The sequence below is a fragment of the Thalassotalea coralli genome, assembly GCF_055786205.1.
On sequence record NZ_JBVVBK010000007.1, the window covers coordinates 209,905 to 226,621 of the forward strand.

Consider the following 16,717-nt stretch of genomic DNA (forward strand, 5'->3'; position numbering starts at 1 on the left):
AGCCAATTATGGAAAACAGTATTTTTCACTTACAGTATGCAATTGATACCTTTTATTTCTTAGTTTGTGGTGCGCTTGTCATGTGGATGGCGGCAGGCTTTTCAATGTTGGAAGCTGGCTTAGTGCGCGCTAAGAACACCACTGAAATTCTTACCAAAAACGTCGCTCTATATGCCATTTCTTGTACTATGTATTTAGCTTGTGGTTACCAAATTATGTATGGCGGTGGCTTTTTCTTGTCTGGTATTGAATCGGTGGACAGCGGCGCTGTCTTAAAAGAGTTCTCTGAACGTGAAGGCGGAATTACCGGTGGTGCCATTTACTCAAAGGCATCAGATTTCTTCTTCCAAGTTGTCTTTGTTGCAACTGCTATGTCAATTGTTTCAGGTGCTGTTGCTGAACGCATGAAGCTTTGGGCATTCTTAGCATTTACTGTGGTATTAACTGGCTTCATCTACCCAATGGAAGGCGGTTGGACATGGGGTGGTAATGATGTCTTTGGTTTATTTAACCTTGGAGATTTAGGTTTCTCTGATTTTGCTGGCTCAGGTATTGTTCATATGGCTGGTGCAGCGGCAGCTTTAGCGGGAGTTTTATTGCTAGGTGCCCGTAAAGGTAAATATAGTGCTGACGGTCGTGTAAACGCAATCCCAGGTGCTAACTTACCATTAGCAACATTAGGTACTTTTATTCTTTGGATGGGTTGGTTTGGTTTTAACGGCGGTTCAGTGTTGAAACTAGCAGATGTCGACAGCTCTCACTCTGTTGCTATGGTATTTCTTAACACGAATGCCGCTGCCGCCGGTGGTGCTATCGCAGCGTTAATCCTTGCTAAAGTCATGTTCAAAAAAGCAGATTTAACCATGATCTTAAATGGTGCGTTAGCAGGCTTAGTGGCGATTACTGCTGAACCATCAACACCTACTGCGTTGCAAGCTACACTTTTTGGTGCATTGGGTGGTGTGTTAGTGGTTTTCTCTATCTTAACGTTAGACAAATTACGTATCGATGATCCTGTTGGCGCTATTTCAGTGCACGGTGTAGTCGGTTTCCTTGGCTTAATGCTAGTACCTTTAACAAATAGTGGCGCGAGTTTTTCAGGGCAATTAATTGGCGCTGCAACTATTTTCATTTGGGTGTTTGCTGCAAGCTTTGTGGTGTGGATGGCTCTTAAGGTGACAATGGGCATTCGCATTACCGAAGAAGAAGAGTATGAAGGTGTTGATAAGTTTGATTGTGGCTTAGAAGCATATCCAGAATTTACTCGAAACTAAGCTCTTAAAGATACAAAGAATGATGCCCGCGAAAGCGGGCTTTTTTGTTGTGAAACAAGCTTATCTCATTCTTAGGCTGTAAATTTGGCAAAATTGTGTAAAATTAACCAATTAGCTGAGACATTCGAGTAACAAGATGGCAAGAGAACAATTTGGTGTATGTGCAGAGCCGAGCTTACATGGCTACTATTTGCTTTTTAACGCATTAGACGATAAAAATCAGCATATTAGACATGCATTGTCTCGCTTGCCTGCGTTGTTTGATAAATATGCCGATCGCTTTTCAGAAGCAAACTTGACCGGGGTGGTTGCTATAGGCGCAAGCTATTGGGATGAGTTATACCCAGTTGGCCGCCCAGCTCATTTAAAATCATTTAGTGAAGTCACATGCGACGATCGAATTGCGCCTGCCACAAATTACGACTTGTACATCGAAATACGCAGTGATCGCCAAGATGTCAACCATATTGTCGCTGATAAAGTGTGTGCGTTGTTAGCGGACAGTGTTGAATTGCTAGAGCAAGTGAGGGCTTTCCGATTTTTAGATGGTAGAGATTTAACTGGCTTTGTTGATGGCACTGAAAATCCGCAAGGTAGGCACCGCAGAGAAGTTGCCTTAGTACAAGACGAGCAAGATTTAGCATTTGCTGGCGGTAGTTATTTGCACATTCAACGATACCGCCACAATTTGAATTTGTGGAACAGCTTGAAAGTAAAAGAGCAGGAAGATGTTTTTGCTCGAACCAAGCTGGATAACGAAGAGTATACTTCTGAAAACAAACCAGCTACTTCACACATCAAAAGAACGAATTTGAAAGATGAATATGGCAATAGCATGGAAATATTGCGTCAGAGTATGCCTTATGGAGATATGAAGCTACAGGGGTTGTTTTTTGTTTCTTACTGCAACACTCCTAGCCACTTTGAGCTGATGCTTGAAAGTATGGTAAAAGGTGATGAAGAAGGTAATTTTGATCACATGCTCAAGTACACGCAGGCAGAAACCGGCGCTGCATTTTTTGCACCTAGTCTTAATTTTCTAGCTAGGTTAGCAGAGCCACTACCATCACAAAATTAAAGAGCTGATTTCAATAAAAAAGCACGATAACATCGTGCTTTTTTTTACGTTAAAACCGAATGATAAAAAGCGTTAAGCTGTTAAGCTTTTCGAAAATAGCTTCTCTAGGTTATCAATCGTGTTATCGATAGCGTCTACACTTGTTGGTGCTATAAAAATGGTGTCATCACCAGCGATAGTGCCTAATACACCATCGGCTTTACTTAAACTATCGAGTAATCGAGCAATAAGTTGCGCAGCGCCCGGACTTGTTCTGATGATAATCATCATTTCATTGTGTTCAATATCTAACACAAGTTGGCTAACAGGGCTTTTGGCAGTAGGCACTCCAAGCTCTGCAGGCAGACAGTACACCATTTCTTGACGAGCATTACGTGTGCGAACAGCGCCGTATTTACTTAACATACGAGAAATTTTAGATTGACTAATATTGTCATAGCCTTGTGCTTTTAAGGCGTCGACTATTTCTCCTTGAGAGCCAAACCTTTCTTGTTTTAGTAAGTCTTTAAAAGCTTGAACAAGAGCTTCTTGTTTTTGTTGTACGCTAGTCATAACATCCACTTTATTACGATTTTAATACTATTTACTGTCTGCACATTATACCTAGGTATAATTTCATTCTGGCGATTATACGCTATCCTTGTAACTCATTACAGATTAAACAATAAACATTGTCTTTTGGGAGCGAATGCTTTATCTTTTGGCGACCAAATTTTAAGTAATTACTCAAATTTTCGGAGAATTCCAATGAAAGTAGCTGTTTTAGGCGCAGCTGGCGGTATCGGCCAAGCGTTATCTTTACTTCTTAAAACTCAATTACCAGCAGGTTCAGAGTTAGCGTTATATGACGTTGCTCCAGTAGTTCCAGGTGTTGCTGTTGATTTAAGCCACATCCCTACTGCAGTTAAAGTAGAAGGTTTTGGTGCTGACGATTTAGCGCCTGCGTTATCTGGTGCTGACATTGTAATTATTCCAGCTGGTATGCCGCGTAAGCCTGGTATGGACCGTGCTGACCTATTCAACGTAAACGCTGGTATTGTTAAAACGTTAGCAGAAGGTATTGTTGCTAACTGTCCAAAAGCATTAGTTGGTGTAATTACTAACCCTGTAAACGGTACTGTGCCAATTGTAGCTGAAGTATTCAAAAAAGCGGGTACTTACGATGCTAACCGTGTATTCGGTGTAACGACTCTTGACGTTATCCGCTCTGAAGCATTTATCGCTGAACTTAAAGGTGTAGATGTTGCTTCTGTTAAAGTACCTGTAATCGGTGGTCACTCAGGCACAACTATCTTACCTCTTCTTTCTCAAGTTGAAGGCGTAGAGTTTTCAGAAGAAGAAGTTGCTGCATTAACACCACGCATCCAAAATGCGGGTACTGAAGTTGTAAACGCTAAGGCAGGCGGTGGTTCTGCTACATTATCAATGGGTGCTGCAGCTGCACGCTTCACTATGTCTTTAATCAAAGGCTTACAAGGTGAAGAAGTAGTTGATTACGCTTATGTTGCTGTTGAAAATGGCGATGCAGATTACTTTGCTCACCCAGTTCGTTTAGGTAAGAATGGCGTTGAAGAAATTTTATCTTACGGTGAGCTAAGTGCATTTGAGCAAAAAGCTAAAGAAGACATGCTTGAAACACTTAACAAAGATATCAAAGAAGGTATCGACTTCATCAATGGTTAATGACTGTTGTGTGAATAGAAAAGCCGCTCTCTAGCGGCTTTTTTTATGCCTATCAATAGCCTAAATAACATATTGCTTTCAGCGATGACATGAATTGGCTATGATGTTTTATATCGTGTTGAAAGGTATAAAACTAAATGAACGAGTCATTTTCGGATTTGCTAAGTGTTCAAGATAAACTGCGTTTTGTTATCATTTGCGGCATGGCAAAAAGCGGCACAACGTTAACAGCATCTCTTTTAGATAACCACCCACAATTAACTGTTTTTCCTGAAGAGCTACGTTTTATGGATGCTGGCTGCCACCGTATGGAAAACACGAATAGTGATAAAAAATTACTAGAAAACTCTAATATTCAGCACTTAAAAGTTGATAAAGTCGAATATACAGACATAACGCAAAGTCATGGTACGGGTTATGGCTTACGAGATCATTCAAATGTAGATTTCGAATTATTTTGCACGCTATTTAGTCATAGCTTTGCCCAAGCTTCAAACCCTTTAGAACGTTATTTGGCTGTTTTTTATGCTTATAACAAAGCAAAAGGCAACACGATTGAGTCGCTTCTGCAACAACCATTATTCGTTTCGAAATCACCTCACAATGAAGTTTTTATGCATAGTTGGATGAGAATGTTTGGCGATAAAGGGCGCTATGTTTGGATGGTTCGCGACCCGTTTGAATTGTATTATTCCATGTCTAATATCGCACAAGCAGCTAAGACCAATAAAGTTTCAGTAGAAGACTTTTGCGCCTTAATTAACAGCCGATTAGAATTAATGAAACTTCAGTCAGCCCCCACTATTTTCTTAAAATATGAAGATTTAATTTCTCAACCTGAACAGGAAATTCAACAATTAGCGCAGTTTCTTGAAATTGAACAAACGGCTTCTTTAAACGTTCCCACCAAAAATGGTGTCGCCTGGAAGGGGAACTCTTCAAGAGGAAAAGTGGGGAGTAATATTTATGCTAACCCAAACGTTGCTAAAGAAAAGCTATCGGCAACAGAAGTAAGCTACATCAAAGAACATAGTGCTGAGTTCTGCGGACTTTTTCACTATTCTAGTTAGTTGATCTGTAACAAGCGTTGTTTTAGTGCATTGTTGTATGCTTGCAGGTAGAGGTATTTGAAGGTGTTAGGCGATAAAGTGGAAGAAGAATTGTCCGATAGGCATGGTGAATCTTATGTCACTTTGTCTGGAAATATTATTAAAACTCGTTTGGTTGGCAGTTTTAATCGCTCAGGAGCAGAGTATTACGTTCGTCAAGTAAAGCAATGTATTATCAATTTAGGCGAGCAGTCGTTTTCAATGTTAATTGACGACTTGGCACTAGAAGGTGGAACTCCAGCCGCCTTTGAAGTATTAAATGAATATAACGAGTGGATGAATGAACAAAGGCTAGTAGCCAAAGCTATTGTGATAGAAAGCCTCGCACAAATGGAAATTATCAAAGCAAGATCACCTGCTTATAAAAAACAAAATATGCGTCATTTTATTGATGAAGCGAGTGCATTGCAATGGTTAAACGAGCAACACAAGTTAGTAGAGAGCTAAATATTTTTTCTTAAGTTAATTGGCGGTTAAAAACTGAACTATAATTAACTATTATTTCCGCGGTTTAACTAGTGTTACTGTGAATGTTTTAAACAAACTCGGGCTTGTTTTTTTCTTTTTGCTCTCTGTGACTGTGTCATTGCCGGCACAAACTTCGCAGGACTATAGGTTTTGCTTTGAACACTGGTATCCTTATTCTTATATTGGCGATGATGGTAAGTACGCCGGAGAAAGTGTAGATCTTTTACGAAAACTTACTAAAGAAATGTCTCAGCCAGCCTCTTTTGTTGAACTTCCGTTTGCGCGATGCAGGGAGTCTGTTTTGGCTGGAGATATCCCATTTATACTGCATACCGACCCTACTGAGCCGATTAGCAGAATTAATATATCTATTAATGATTGGCGCCTTACTTTAGCGGTGCCAGTTGATTCTAAACTGACTTTTTCCACATTGAGGCAATACGACAATTTGAAGGTAATGATAGCGAGGACCTACGGTTACCCTAAAGAAGTTATGGCGTTTCTAGCGTCTCATGATATGAAAGTTATATACTCTAAATTTCACACCAATAATGAAACGCAGGCGAGGGCTTTTTTCGCGAAACTTGTGCTAGGTCATGTCGATGGGATAGTGGTTGATCGTGTCTGGGCTGATGCGATGCGAGAAAAGTACTCTATTCCTTTTAGACTTCTATCGGAAGATATTCATGTAGAACCACAATATATTGGGTTTCACCCTTCTGCATCCGACAGGGCAGAAGCGCTAAAGGCAAAATTAGAGCATCATTTTAAAACACAGAATCAAGCTGGAAATGATTAATCTTGTGGATGTTGTTTTAAGGCGAATTGGCTAATTTGACTGCCTAAAAGTGATACTAAACAATAACCTGCAAAATAATAAAAGCCAGCCATAACTCCTGACTGCGTTGCACTACTTAGGACAATATCCATTTTAAAGCCAAACATAGATAACTGTTGGGCGCTGGCGGTTTCACTATGATTTGTTGATAAAACCGCAAGAAAGATAGCAACAACAAAAACATCTGCCATCGACCACTTACCAATAGCACTGACGATACTGGCTATACGAGTCGCAATTTGCGCATTTTTCATAAAATAAACAGAAGCAATCAGTGCGGTTTTAATAACTGGAATGGCAATAGAAAACAAAAAGATCAAGCTCGCGACGAGTAAACGTTCATCTTGCCATAGCTCTTCTATCGTGGCGATTAGTGAAAGCTGTTTATTGATGACCTCAGATGTCAATTGAGCGCCTGATGTTTGGGCGCTCATATCCATATTCAGGGAAAACATGGGTAAAAGAATACCAGGGATAAATAGCCCTAATGCAATGAGATTTAGCAAGAAGCCAATATGTTTCATTTTGGTACTCTTATTCGTTTAACCGTTATGCCGTTCTATTCGCAGCGATATGCGCCAGTGATACCAATGCTTCTTTATAAGGACTTTCTGCTAAAGGCGCTAAACAAGCAATGGCCTTGTCTGCTTCTTGCTCGGCAACTTTGTGACAGTAGTTTAGGGCATTGGTTGCTTCTAAAGCAGCAAGTATTTCGTCAAGGTTATCCATACCATTACCTTGCTCGATGGCTTCGCGAATCAGGCTTTTCTGACGCTCACTACCGTGCTGCATAGCGTAAATAAGTGGTAAGGTTGGTTTGCCTTCCGATAAATCGTCGCCGACATTTTTGCCCATTTCTTTAGCATCAGCTGTGTAATCCATTATGTCATCAACTATCTGGAAAGCTGTCCCTAAGAATTTTCCGTATTCTTGTAATGCTAATTCCACTTCTTCACTTTGATCTGCTATTACAGCTGCTAATCTTGTTGCTGCTTCAAAGAGCTTCGCTGTTTTGCAGTAAATAACCCGCATATAACTTTCTTCTGTGGTGTCTGGATCATTACAGTTCATTAACTGCATGACTTCACCTTCAGCAACAATATTGGTGGCGTCTGACAAAATGTCCATGACGCGCATATTGCTTAATTTGGTCATCATTTGAAATGAGCGCGTGTAAAGAAAGTCTCCCACCAAAACACTTGCACTATTACCAAACAATGCGTTTGCGGTTTCTCTGCCTCGTCTTAATTCTGATTCGTCGACAACATCATCATGAAGTAATGTTGCGGTATGAATAAATTCAATAATCGCTGCAATATCGATATGGTGAGATTCTTGATAATTAATGGCGCGTGCTGCTAAAACGGTTAACATTGGGCGCATTCTTTTACCGCCAGCGTTTACAATATAAATGCCAAGCTGGTTAATCAAAGCAACATCAGATTGTAGTTGCTGATAGATTAAGTCGTTAACGGCGCTCATATCTTGTTGAGCTAATTGTTGAATTTCTTTAATGTCCATAACGGGATTGACAGGCTTTTGTGTTTAGCGATTACTTCATTTTCAATGACGCCAAGTTTACACTAAAATGGCTTAGAAAGAAGTCTCATATAGGCTTAAGGGTAAATTAAAGAAAAAAGTCATATTTTGATCATATTTAGGCTTGCGATCCTAATGCCGTTCGCGTAGAATTCGCGCCCTATATTTTTAAATTTATGCGCTTTTACTTAAATTAAAGTGCAGTACGGAGTAGCAAATGTACGCGGTATTCCAAAGCGGTGGCAAACAGCACCGTGTAACTGAAGGCCAAACAGTTCGCCTAGAAAAGCTAGAGCTAGAAGTTGGTTCTTCTGTAGAATTCGATAACGTTTTAATGATCGCTGACGGCGAAAACATCAATGTAGGCGCGCCTTACATTTCTGGTGGTAAAGTTGTAGCTGAAGTTGTTGCGCAAGGTCGTGGCGACAAAGTTAAAATCGTTAAGTTTAGACGTCGTAAGCATTCACGTAAGCAGCAGGGCCATCGCCAATGGTTCACTGAAGTGAAAATTACTGGTATTAACGGCTAATTTTAGGAGCATATTGAAATGGCACATAAGAAGGCAGCAGGTAGTACCAAGAACGGTCGTGATTCAGAAAGTAAACGCTTAGGTGTTAAGCGTTTCGGTGGTGAGTCTGTATTAGCAGGTAACATCATTGTTCGTCAACGTGGTACTAAGTTCCACGCTGGTGACAACATGGGTATCGGTAAAGACCACACTTTATTTGCTTTAACTGACGGTAAAGTTCAGTTTGAAGTTAAAGGTCCTAAGAACCGTAAATTCGTAAGCATCATCGCTGAATAAGCTTTTATGTTTTTGAAAAAGCCCTGCGTTATTGCAGGGCTTTTTTTATGCAAGCGTTAAAATCGCTTATACTAAATAAATCCTTTTTCATTTGGAGTATGTTTAAACTGTCATGAAATTTGTCGATGAAGCGGATATCCGCGTTGAAGCCGGCGATGGTGGTAATGGATGCGTTAGCTTTCGCCGTGAAAAATACATTGAATTTGGCGGACCTAATGGTGGCGACGGCGGCGATGGTGGCGATGTTTACCTTGAAGCTGATGAAAACCTTAACACCCTAATTGACTACCGATTTGAACGTTTTCATCGTGCGCAGCGTGGTGAAAACGGTAAAAGCCGTGATATGACAGGTAAACGTGGTTCAGATCTCGTCCTGAAAGTTCCCGTTGGTACGCGTGCTGTCGATGTTGATACCTTAGAGCAATTGGGTGATTTAACTAAGCATAAACAAAAGCTAATGGTGGCTAAAGGCGGTTGGCACGGGTTAGGTAATACGCGTTTTAAAAGCAGTACTAACCGAGCGCCTAAGCAAAAAACCGATGGCACTCCAGGTGAAATTCGTAACCTTAAACTAGAGTTAATGTTATTAGCTGATGTGGGTCTTCTGGGATTACCTAATGCAGGTAAGTCGACACTCATTCGCAGTGTGTCAGCAGCTAAGCCAAAGGTTGCAGACTACCCATTTACTACATTAGTGCCTAACCTTGGTGTTGTGCGTTTAGATTCACAGCGTAGTTTCGTGATTGCAGATATCCCAGGATTAATTGAAGGTGCAGCTGATGGTGCGGGTTTAGGGACTCAATTCCTTAAACATTTAGAACGTTGTCGCGTACTGCTTCATGTTATCGATGTAATGCCAGTTGATGGTTCAGATCCTTTGGAGAACGCCAAAACCATTATTGGTGAGCTAGAATCTCATTCAGAAAAGCTTGCTAATAAACCCCGTTGGATCGTTTTTAATAAATTGGATCTTATGCTGGAAGAAGAAGCTGAAGAAGTAACTTCTCGTATTTTAGAAGGGCTTGAATGGGACGGTGGCGTTCATCAAATCTCTGCATTTAACAAGCAGGGAACAGATAAGCTTTGCCAAGAATTAATGAGCTTTATCGAAACCATTCCTGGTGATTTAGAAGAAGAATCTCCTGAAGAAAAAGCAGTTGAGTTCAAGTGGGATACTTATCATCAAGAAGCGATGGAAGACATTGACGACGATGATTGGGATGACGACTGGGATGAAGACGATTACGACGTAGAAGTTGAGTATCGTAAATAGTTTTTTATTAATTAAATTGAAGAAAAAAGCAGCCAAGGGCTGCTTTTTTTTGATCGCTTATTGCAACAATACTAATTTAATTTCCAATCGTGCCTTTGTTTACCACTCTGTAAGTCAGTAAAAGCAACGCGATCGCAAATATTAGAATCATCGAAGGCTCGGGAATTTCGGTACCCACTTGTGCTGCACGAATAAACAGTTGTTCGTAGCCGCTTTCAATATAGCCCATGCGCATGTCGACGGACATCATGTCATAAGCGCCACTGTATAATGCCGCATTTAAATCGTGATTCCACAGGCCAAAAGCTGCGGCATTTGCCCCTAAATTTTGGTTTACTGTTTTACCGTTGGCAGGGTTACCAGCAGCACTACATGAAGAAAGTGCGATAATACTTCCGTCGAGATCATTAACACATATCATTCCATGGATATAAGCCCATTTATCTTCTTCTGTCGGCAATATATTGTCTTGAGCGGTCTGAGTGTAACTTTGGACTGCAGGTATAGCGGTATTATTTCCTGATAGCGTGAAAGAGATGGAATTTCCGGTAGATGAATCTGTTAAGTAAACACGAAGCCAACCAAGCATATCTTGCCCCGATGCGAGTTGATCGTCTGTGCCTGTTTCATTTAAGTTGAAGAAAAACATTAAATCTTCACCGCCTAAAAAAGACGTCAATACCGAAGTTTCGATATCCCAAAGCGCCAGAGGGCCAGTGCCATCTCCGCTGCCATCTGCATCAACGTCGATATTGTTTGGGTTTGGCATCAAGGCATTGCCGCCTTGAATGTTATCGTGCGTTAAAACCGGATCAGGCTCATTGGCAGCTAACATGGCAAAAAAATCCGGACCACCAGAAGTTGGTGTAGAGTAGGCGTCATCTATGCCTGTGGGGGAAATATCACTGTTGTTAATCGAAGCCGCTGGTGATGAAGCTATAACAATATCATCTTTTATTTTACCTGGGCTGGAATCAATATAATAAAGGTCTTGAGCGGTTGGTTGTAACGCCCCACTATTATTGAACTCAAGAAAGGACATAGAAAACACGGTAAAATCGTCGAAAACTAAACAGTTGTCACCCGCGGCAGTTCCACATTTAGGATCCGGCAACATGATATTTGCTCTAGCTTGATTCGTTAGAAGCAAGCATAGACATAAAGTTGTCACCCAGCTTAGTAACTTATTCATAAAACCGTCCTTCTGATAATGAATAAACAGTATATAAGTGACTAGATATGCATAAATTAAACCGACAATAAAACATACAAAAAAATCATACATTTGTACTACTAGTAGGCTGTTAACCCTACAAATGTTATGCCTAAGTGTAAAATTTTTCGACAGTCTTGTAGATGGTATAAAGCCTAATGGTCGCTTCTTTATTGATGACTTTTTCGTAAGAAGCGTGAACTGGCTGATTGGTTGTTTTGTAAAGTAGTGAATTTAAATAAGCACTTTTTTCTATAATTTTACTGTTATGCCGTAAGATTCAAAGTTACGGCATATTGTAATGCTTTACACTATCAAGTTCTTCCGGCGGGTCATTTACTGTTGTATTCTTTGACGAGTAAATGTTTTGTTAGTGATCTTCCAGCCATCTTTAAGCTTTAGCAACAGTAGGTAGTCGGTAAAAAGTGTATTGCCAGAGCTAACCGTTGCTTTAACTACTGCAGCATCTCCCGTTACATCTATGAAAATAATCTTTCCGATACGGGAATTGGTTTTTCCAGGCTTGAAACGGCTTATATAGTCTTTACCTAACCAACGAGCTAGCTCGCCGTTTTTCACATGCTGAAGTTCTAAGCTGTCAGTAAAAGCCTCGGTTAATAAGTGAGGTTTACCTTTAGAGCTACCGTCAAAGTACTTTTGAATTACAGCCCTAATTTCAGCATCATCATCGTTCGCAAATACTTGCGTGCAGTTGACAACAAAAAACAAAGAAAATAACAAAACTACGTTTTTAATGGTCATATCGAACTCCCTATCTATTGAATGTTATTAGTGTGTTTTTCATTTAACATGGTAATGAGCTCTTTAACCAGCGGCTCAACCGATTGAGGGTTTTGACCCGTTAACAAATTGCCATCTCTTACAATCCAAGGTTGTCTTGGCTTAGCAGCGCTAAACAGGGCACCTTCTTGTTTGAATTTATCTTCCAAGAAAAATGGGTAGTGACTCTTAGCCCAACTGTTTTCTTCAGCATTGGACTTTCCGGTGACTTTTTTACCTTTAACTAAAAGTTCTCCGTTAGGCAATTTTACGCCAGCTAAAGCCGCAGGGCCGTGACAGTCTGCTGAAACTGGCTTTCCATCTAAGTACATTGTGCTAATAATTCGCTGGATCTGTGGATGTTTATACAGGTCGAGCATAGGGCCAGCTCCACCAGCCACATATACGGCATCGTACTCTTGTGGATCTATATCCATTAGCGCGATTGGGTGATTCAATTTATCTTGTATTTGTGGTCTGAAATTTTGATCGACCTCACTTAGTGTTTTCTCACCTGCACCTCTACCACTGCCGCCATATGGGCTAGCGATGTCAACGTCAATATTGGCTTGTTGTAGCAGTCGATAAGGTGTAATGACTTCAGGTAACCAATAACCATATTGATGAGACGAAATAATAATTAGTGCTTTTTGTTGAGCATATGCTTGTTGGCTAAGTAAAAATAATGGTAAAAAGAGCGTTAAATTTAATAAATGTTTAAATAAAGTTCTCATTGTAATTCCTCCTAATGAAAACTAAATACTGTCTGAGTTGACGGTTATGAGTCGTGGCTTTAGTATGATTTTTTATGACTTTTTCTGACCGCCGCATTTATTTTACAAAAAACTAATATGGTAACTAATTGAATGAATTGGGAATTTGGTGATTTTGAGTTTGATGAAAATACAAAGCTACTTAAAACAAAAAATTCATCGGTTTTATTAGAACCTAAAACGGCATTACTTTTGAGTTATTTTTGCCGGAATCCAAAACGTGATATTTGTCGTGAAACTTTACTTACTAATGTGTGGCATGGGCAGGTTGTATCTGATGGAGCGATAAATCGCGTAGTATTAAAGTTACGAAAAGCGTTAGCTGATGATGCCAAGGTAAAGTCTTATATTGCTACTGTGCCTAAAGTGGGGTACCGCTTTATTGCCGACGTTCGACAAAAAATGGAAGACGTTGAACAAGGCATCGTTGTTAAAGCCCCAGAAACGGTTAAAACTAAAACCAAGAGATCAGCATTTTATGTATTCGCGTTGATGTTACTAGGGCTGATTGGAACTGTTATCTTTAGTTATGTACCAAAATCTGAAAATCAACTCGAACAATCTACTCTTGTACCTATATCTCCAATGACACGTTTGTCAGAGAGGCAATCAGACGCCTCAATCTCGCATGATAATAAATTTTTAGCTTATTCGTCGAATAAAGAGGGGGAATATGCGGTATATATCGTAGATCTAGATACCCATGCATCTGCTAGAGTAAGTAGAGAAGGAGGCCGAGGTTACAATGCTCATTGGGCTCAAGATGATAGTGAGCTCATTTACTTGTATCGGAATGAAAATACTTGTCAATTTCATCGCGTTGAATTAAAAAGCGGTTTGCCTCATAAAACAGAGAGCTTATATGAGTGTGCGGGGAAAAGTTTCACACAGTTTGTCTATGAAAAGTCTGAAAACAAACTTTATTTTGTCGAACGAACAACGGAGTTTTCACCATATCAGGCCTTTGTTTTAGATATTGATGCTGGTAGTAAAAGGTTATTGTCGCAACCTTCAAGCAGAGGACGTGGTAATTACTATATTCATCGAGGTGAAAGTGGCAGGTTGTTACTATTAAGCGAAAGTGAACCAGGAAAAACTGATGCTTACCAGCTCAACCCGGAAAATAGCAGTTTTGACAAAATATTAACTTTTGATTATGAAATTAACTCAGCTGTATTGTCCCATGAAAGGGATGGTTTGATTCATCCAGGCCCTCACCCGTCTTATCAATTGCAGAAAAGTTTTTTTGATAGTAGCAAGCCTGCTAAGACTTTTGTATCTGATAGCCATAGGGTGAGTCAGGTGAACTTGATAAACAATGGTAAAGATTACTTGTTTACGTCTTATATGACCAACCGAGATATTGAAATCAATGGGGAGATATTTAATCAAGCTAATTCATCAGTAATGGACTATTTACCTACTCTTAATTCTGATGGCAAAAAGCTGGCTTTTATTTCAAAAAGGTCTGGTTACAGTAAACTCTGGCTGACTATTGAAGGAAAGCCATTCTCGTCTTCAATAGAACCACCTGACGAAGGTCGCACATTTTATGACTTGATTTGGTCTTTTGACGATCGCTTGATTTTAGCGAATACCAACAGTGGACTTGTTATTTTTGATGTGCAATCTGAAAAGGTCAAATTTACTATAGACACAGAGTTACCAGCATATGGGGTAGGTTGGTTGAATAATGTCGAGGTAGCGTACAGCCAATATGAAAATGAAAAATGGCAGTTATATAAAGTAAATATAATGACGAGTGAACACAGTCGATTAGATAGTCAATGGGCATTTATTTTGGCTAGTAAATCGCAAAACCTATTCATAGATCAACAAATGAATGCTTTTTGGCATGAAAATCAACAGGCAAACGCAAGTGAATGTCACATAGACATTAGACGTTTTGTGTTAAATGTGCAGCTCGATGAAAGTCATTTAGTTTGTATGACAAGCGATGGAAAGCTAATTCGTTATAACAATTCAGATCAAAAGGAAATCATTGCAGAACAGTTGCCACCGATTCGTCGATTCCATGTTTCAAACAATCAACTGGCATGGTCTAAAGTAGTTAGCGGTCGTAGCGACATTATCAGAACGCGTGCTCCTTAGTGTTTTGTTATTGGTAATGACAGTAGCTTTTAAAGCTAAAAATGTTGTCAATATTTTTACAATATTTATACAATGCTTTATAAATATTATTATAATCAATTGCTTATCTTGGTTTCTTTGCTTCTTAAGCTCATTACTACGGCGAAGTCTGTAGCATTATTTGTCTCGTGGGATTAACCTTTCTGAGCTGACTGAATTCGATAAAGTTCTTTTTCTACCGTGTGAAGTTTGTCGTTTTTGGTCAGCAATTCTAGTGGGGCATTTTTTAATAAGACTGACCATTAAAATATTCTGAAGTGTCGAGTAATAAAATTAGCTGACCAGAGACTAATGAACAGGAAGGGTTAAAGGCGAAAAGGTGGTTAAGTTGCAGCCTTTTCGTGAAAATTGGCTTTGAAGTCACTAAAGGAATGATGGTTAATGACAATGAATTACGATCAAACACAAGACACATCGATAATCGAACAAACTAGCAAGCCTGGCATAGGTAAGGCCTTTAAAGTTTTTTTCATGGCTGTAGCAATTTTTTTGGGTGCCCAAATTGTAGCTATGTTGCTTTGTGCGGGTGGATATTTTTTCTTAAATGACTTCAGCTTTACCGGATTTTTTGGTTGGATGACCTCTATTTTTGGTGCTTTAGTTCTCACCTTGATTGCTTCCTTAATAACCTTACCTATTTTGAAAGAGGTATCGAAGAAGTCGACGATTGCTGAGTTATGTGATTACTGGGCGATAAAAAGCATTAACTCTCGTCTTTTGCTTACTTGCTTAGCTATATCTTTGCTTATCTATGGCGTTTGGTATCTGACTAGCTTAGTGGTTGAAATTCCGCCAGAACCTTTTATGGAACAATTATTTGAAGCGGCTAAGAGTAGTATTCCTATATTTTTGCTTACTGCACTGATGGTAAGCATTGTGGCGCCAATCTTCGAAGAAATCTTTTTTAGAGGTTGGTTGTTTACCGAGTTTAAACAGACTGTAGTCGGCACAGTGGGGGCGTTACTGATCACGAGCCTTCTGTTTACTTTGGTTCACGCAAACTATCAGACTTTTTTTAGCTTTTTTCAAATATTTTGCATGGGGTTATTTTTCGGTTTAATTCGTGTTAAAACCAATAATATTAGCTACGCTGTGCTTTGCCACATGTTCTACAATACCATAGTACTTATTGAAGTATTTTCCTAAAAATCAAGGAAAGACCCAACTTCCTCGATTCCAAAAATAGCGTAAATATATTACTATTCGAGCAAATTTATTTGCGCTAATTTTCCTTATGACAATTCTTTCTATGGTGGTCGCTCACGCCCACAATCGTATCATTGGTAAAGACAACGATATGCCTTGGCATTTACCAGCAGATCTTGCTTATTTTAAAAAAACGACACTAGGTAAGCCTGTTGTCATGGGAAGAAAAACCTACGAATCCATTGGCCGTCCATTACCTGGTCGACAGAACATTGTTATTTCTAGAGATGAACACTATCAGGCAGAAGGCATTGTTTCGGTAACGTCGGTTGACGAAGCACTTAAAGTGGCGGGTGAAGTCGAAGAAATTATGGTAATTGGCGGTGGTGCGATTTATAAGCATTGTTTGCCCGCAGCAAATCGCTTGTATATTACTCACATCGATGGCGATATCGACGGTGATACGCAATTTCCAGAATACGACCTAGAAGAATGGCAAAAAGTGAGTAGTGAAGTTCGCCAAGCAGATGAAAAAAATGCCTACGATTTAGATTTCGCTATTTATGAACGCAGTTAACGAAGCTTTT

Annotated in this window: 18 protein-coding genes; 12 read left to right on the forward strand and 6 right to left on the reverse strand. The window is 39.7% G+C overall.

Features of this window, described 5'->3' with window-relative positions:
• Positions 1–8: 8 nt before the first annotated feature.
• Both ACOB80_RS17540 and ACOB80_RS17545 read left to right on the forward strand, forming a co-directional pair.
• The gene (locus ACOB80_RS17540) at positions 9–1,274 is read left to right on the forward strand and encodes an ammonium transporter AmtB (RefSeq protein WP_473167158.1); all 1,266 of its coding nucleotides are present in this window, start codon (positions 9–11) and stop codon (positions 1,272–1,274) included.
• A 136-nt stretch (positions 1,275–1,410) separates the two neighbouring features.
• The gene (locus ACOB80_RS17545; RefSeq protein WP_473167159.1) at positions 1,411–2,352 is read left to right on the forward strand and encodes a Dyp-type peroxidase; all 942 of its coding nucleotides are present in this window, start codon (positions 1,411–1,413) and stop codon (positions 2,350–2,352) included.
• A gap of 72 nt (positions 2,353–2,424) precedes the next feature.
• Here ACOB80_RS17545 and argR read toward each other — a convergent pair whose 3' ends face one another.
• The gene (gene argR, locus ACOB80_RS17550; protein WP_473167160.1) at positions 2,425–2,904 is read right to left on the reverse strand and encodes a transcriptional regulator ArgR; all 480 of its coding nucleotides are present in this window, start codon (positions 2,902–2,904) and stop codon (positions 2,425–2,427) included.
• Positions 2,905–3,099: 195 nt separating this feature from the next.
• On the opposite strand from argR, the gene mdh reads away from it, so the two are divergent.
• The 4 genes from mdh to ACOB80_RS17570 all read left to right on the forward strand — a co-directional run bounded on the left by mdh (position 3,100) and on the right by ACOB80_RS17570 (position 6,411).
• A complete protein-coding gene (gene mdh, locus ACOB80_RS17555) occupies positions 3,100–4,035 on the forward strand; it encodes a malate dehydrogenase (protein WP_473167161.1) in 936 nt (311 codons plus the stop codon).
• A 137-nt stretch (positions 4,036–4,172) separates the two neighbouring features.
• On the forward strand, positions 4,173–5,105 hold the full coding sequence (locus ACOB80_RS17560; RefSeq protein WP_473167162.1) for a sulfotransferase family protein: 933 nt from the start codon (positions 4,173–4,175) through the stop codon (positions 5,103–5,105).
• A gap of 78 nt (positions 5,106–5,183) precedes the next feature.
• Complete coding sequence (locus ACOB80_RS17565; RefSeq protein WP_473167163.1) at positions 5,184–5,591, forward strand: hypothetical protein; 408 nt, start codon at positions 5,184–5,186, stop codon at positions 5,589–5,591.
• Between the two features lie 79 nt (positions 5,592–5,670).
• Complete coding sequence (locus ACOB80_RS17570) at positions 5,671–6,411, forward strand: substrate-binding periplasmic protein (RefSeq protein ID WP_473167164.1); 741 nt, start codon at positions 5,671–5,673, stop codon at positions 6,409–6,411.
• Here ACOB80_RS17570 and ACOB80_RS17575 read toward each other — a convergent pair.
• Complete coding sequence (locus tag ACOB80_RS17575; RefSeq protein ID WP_473167165.1) at positions 6,408–6,974, reverse strand: paraquat-inducible protein A; 567 nt, start codon at positions 6,972–6,974, stop codon at positions 6,408–6,410. The genes ACOB80_RS17570 and ACOB80_RS17575 overlap by 4 nt on opposite strands.
• Before the next feature lie 25 nt (positions 6,975–6,999).
• Positions 7,000–7,971 carry an octaprenyl diphosphate synthase gene (gene ispB, locus ACOB80_RS17580; RefSeq protein ID WP_473167166.1) on the reverse strand — a complete coding sequence of 324 codons (972 nt, stop codon included), beginning with the start codon at positions 7,969–7,971 and terminating at the stop codon, positions 7,000–7,002.
• 235 nt (positions 7,972–8,206) lie between these two features.
• Here ispB and rplU point away from each other — a divergent pair, with 235 nt between their 5' ends.
• The 3 genes from rplU (at position 8,207) to cgtA (ending at position 10,067) form a co-directional block, all read left to right on the forward strand.
• Complete coding sequence (gene rplU / locus ACOB80_RS17585; RefSeq protein ID WP_473167167.1) at positions 8,207–8,518, forward strand: 50S ribosomal protein L21; 312 nt, start codon at positions 8,207–8,209, stop codon at positions 8,516–8,518.
• 18 nt (positions 8,519–8,536) lie between these two features.
• Positions 8,537–8,794 (forward strand): 50S ribosomal protein L27, encoded by a 258-nt coding sequence (rpmA, locus tag ACOB80_RS17590; protein WP_473167168.1) that lies wholly within the window; start codon positions 8,537–8,539, stop codon positions 8,792–8,794.
• A 112-nt stretch (positions 8,795–8,906) separates the two neighbouring features.
• Positions 8,907–10,067, forward strand: coding sequence for an Obg family GTPase CgtA (gene cgtA, locus ACOB80_RS17595; RefSeq protein WP_473167169.1), 1,161 nt, complete (start codon positions 8,907–8,909; stop codon positions 10,065–10,067).
• Positions 10,068–10,143: 76 nt separating this feature from the next.
• On the opposite strand, the gene ACOB80_RS17600 is transcribed toward cgtA, so the two are convergent.
• From ACOB80_RS17600 to ACOB80_RS17610, 3 genes are all read right to left on the reverse strand, one after another.
• A complete protein-coding gene (locus tag ACOB80_RS17600; RefSeq protein WP_473167170.1) occupies positions 10,144–11,259 on the reverse strand; it encodes a hypothetical protein in 1,116 nt (371 codons plus the stop codon).
• Positions 11,260–11,616: 357 nt separating this feature from the next.
• Complete coding sequence (locus ACOB80_RS17605) at positions 11,617–12,042, reverse strand: nuclear transport factor 2 family protein (protein WP_473167171.1); 426 nt, start codon at positions 12,040–12,042, stop codon at positions 11,617–11,619.
• 14 nt (positions 12,043–12,056) lie between these two features.
• A complete protein-coding gene (locus ACOB80_RS17610; RefSeq protein ID WP_473167172.1) occupies positions 12,057–12,794 on the reverse strand; it encodes a type 1 glutamine amidotransferase domain-containing protein in 738 nt (245 codons plus the stop codon).
• A gap of 132 nt (positions 12,795–12,926) precedes the next feature.
• Between ACOB80_RS17610 and ACOB80_RS17615 the strand changes: the two genes are divergently transcribed.
• The 3 genes from ACOB80_RS17615 (at position 12,927) to folA (ending at position 16,707) form a co-directional block, all read left to right on the forward strand.
• The gene (locus tag ACOB80_RS17615) at positions 12,927–14,945 is read left to right on the forward strand and encodes a winged helix-turn-helix domain-containing protein (RefSeq protein ID WP_473167173.1); all 2,019 of its coding nucleotides are present in this window, start codon (positions 12,927–12,929) and stop codon (positions 14,943–14,945) included.
• Between the two features lie 420 nt (positions 14,946–15,365).
• Positions 15,366–16,130, forward strand: a complete 765-nt coding sequence (locus tag ACOB80_RS17620; protein ID WP_473167174.1) for a CPBP family intramembrane glutamic endopeptidase — start codon at positions 15,366–15,368, stop codon at positions 16,128–16,130.
• An 88-nt stretch (positions 16,131–16,218) separates the two neighbouring features.
• Entirely contained in the window at positions 16,219–16,707 is a 489-nt protein-coding gene (folA, locus tag ACOB80_RS17625) for a type 3 dihydrofolate reductase (protein ID WP_473167175.1), read from the forward strand.
• Positions 16,708–16,717: the final 10 nt, after the last annotated feature.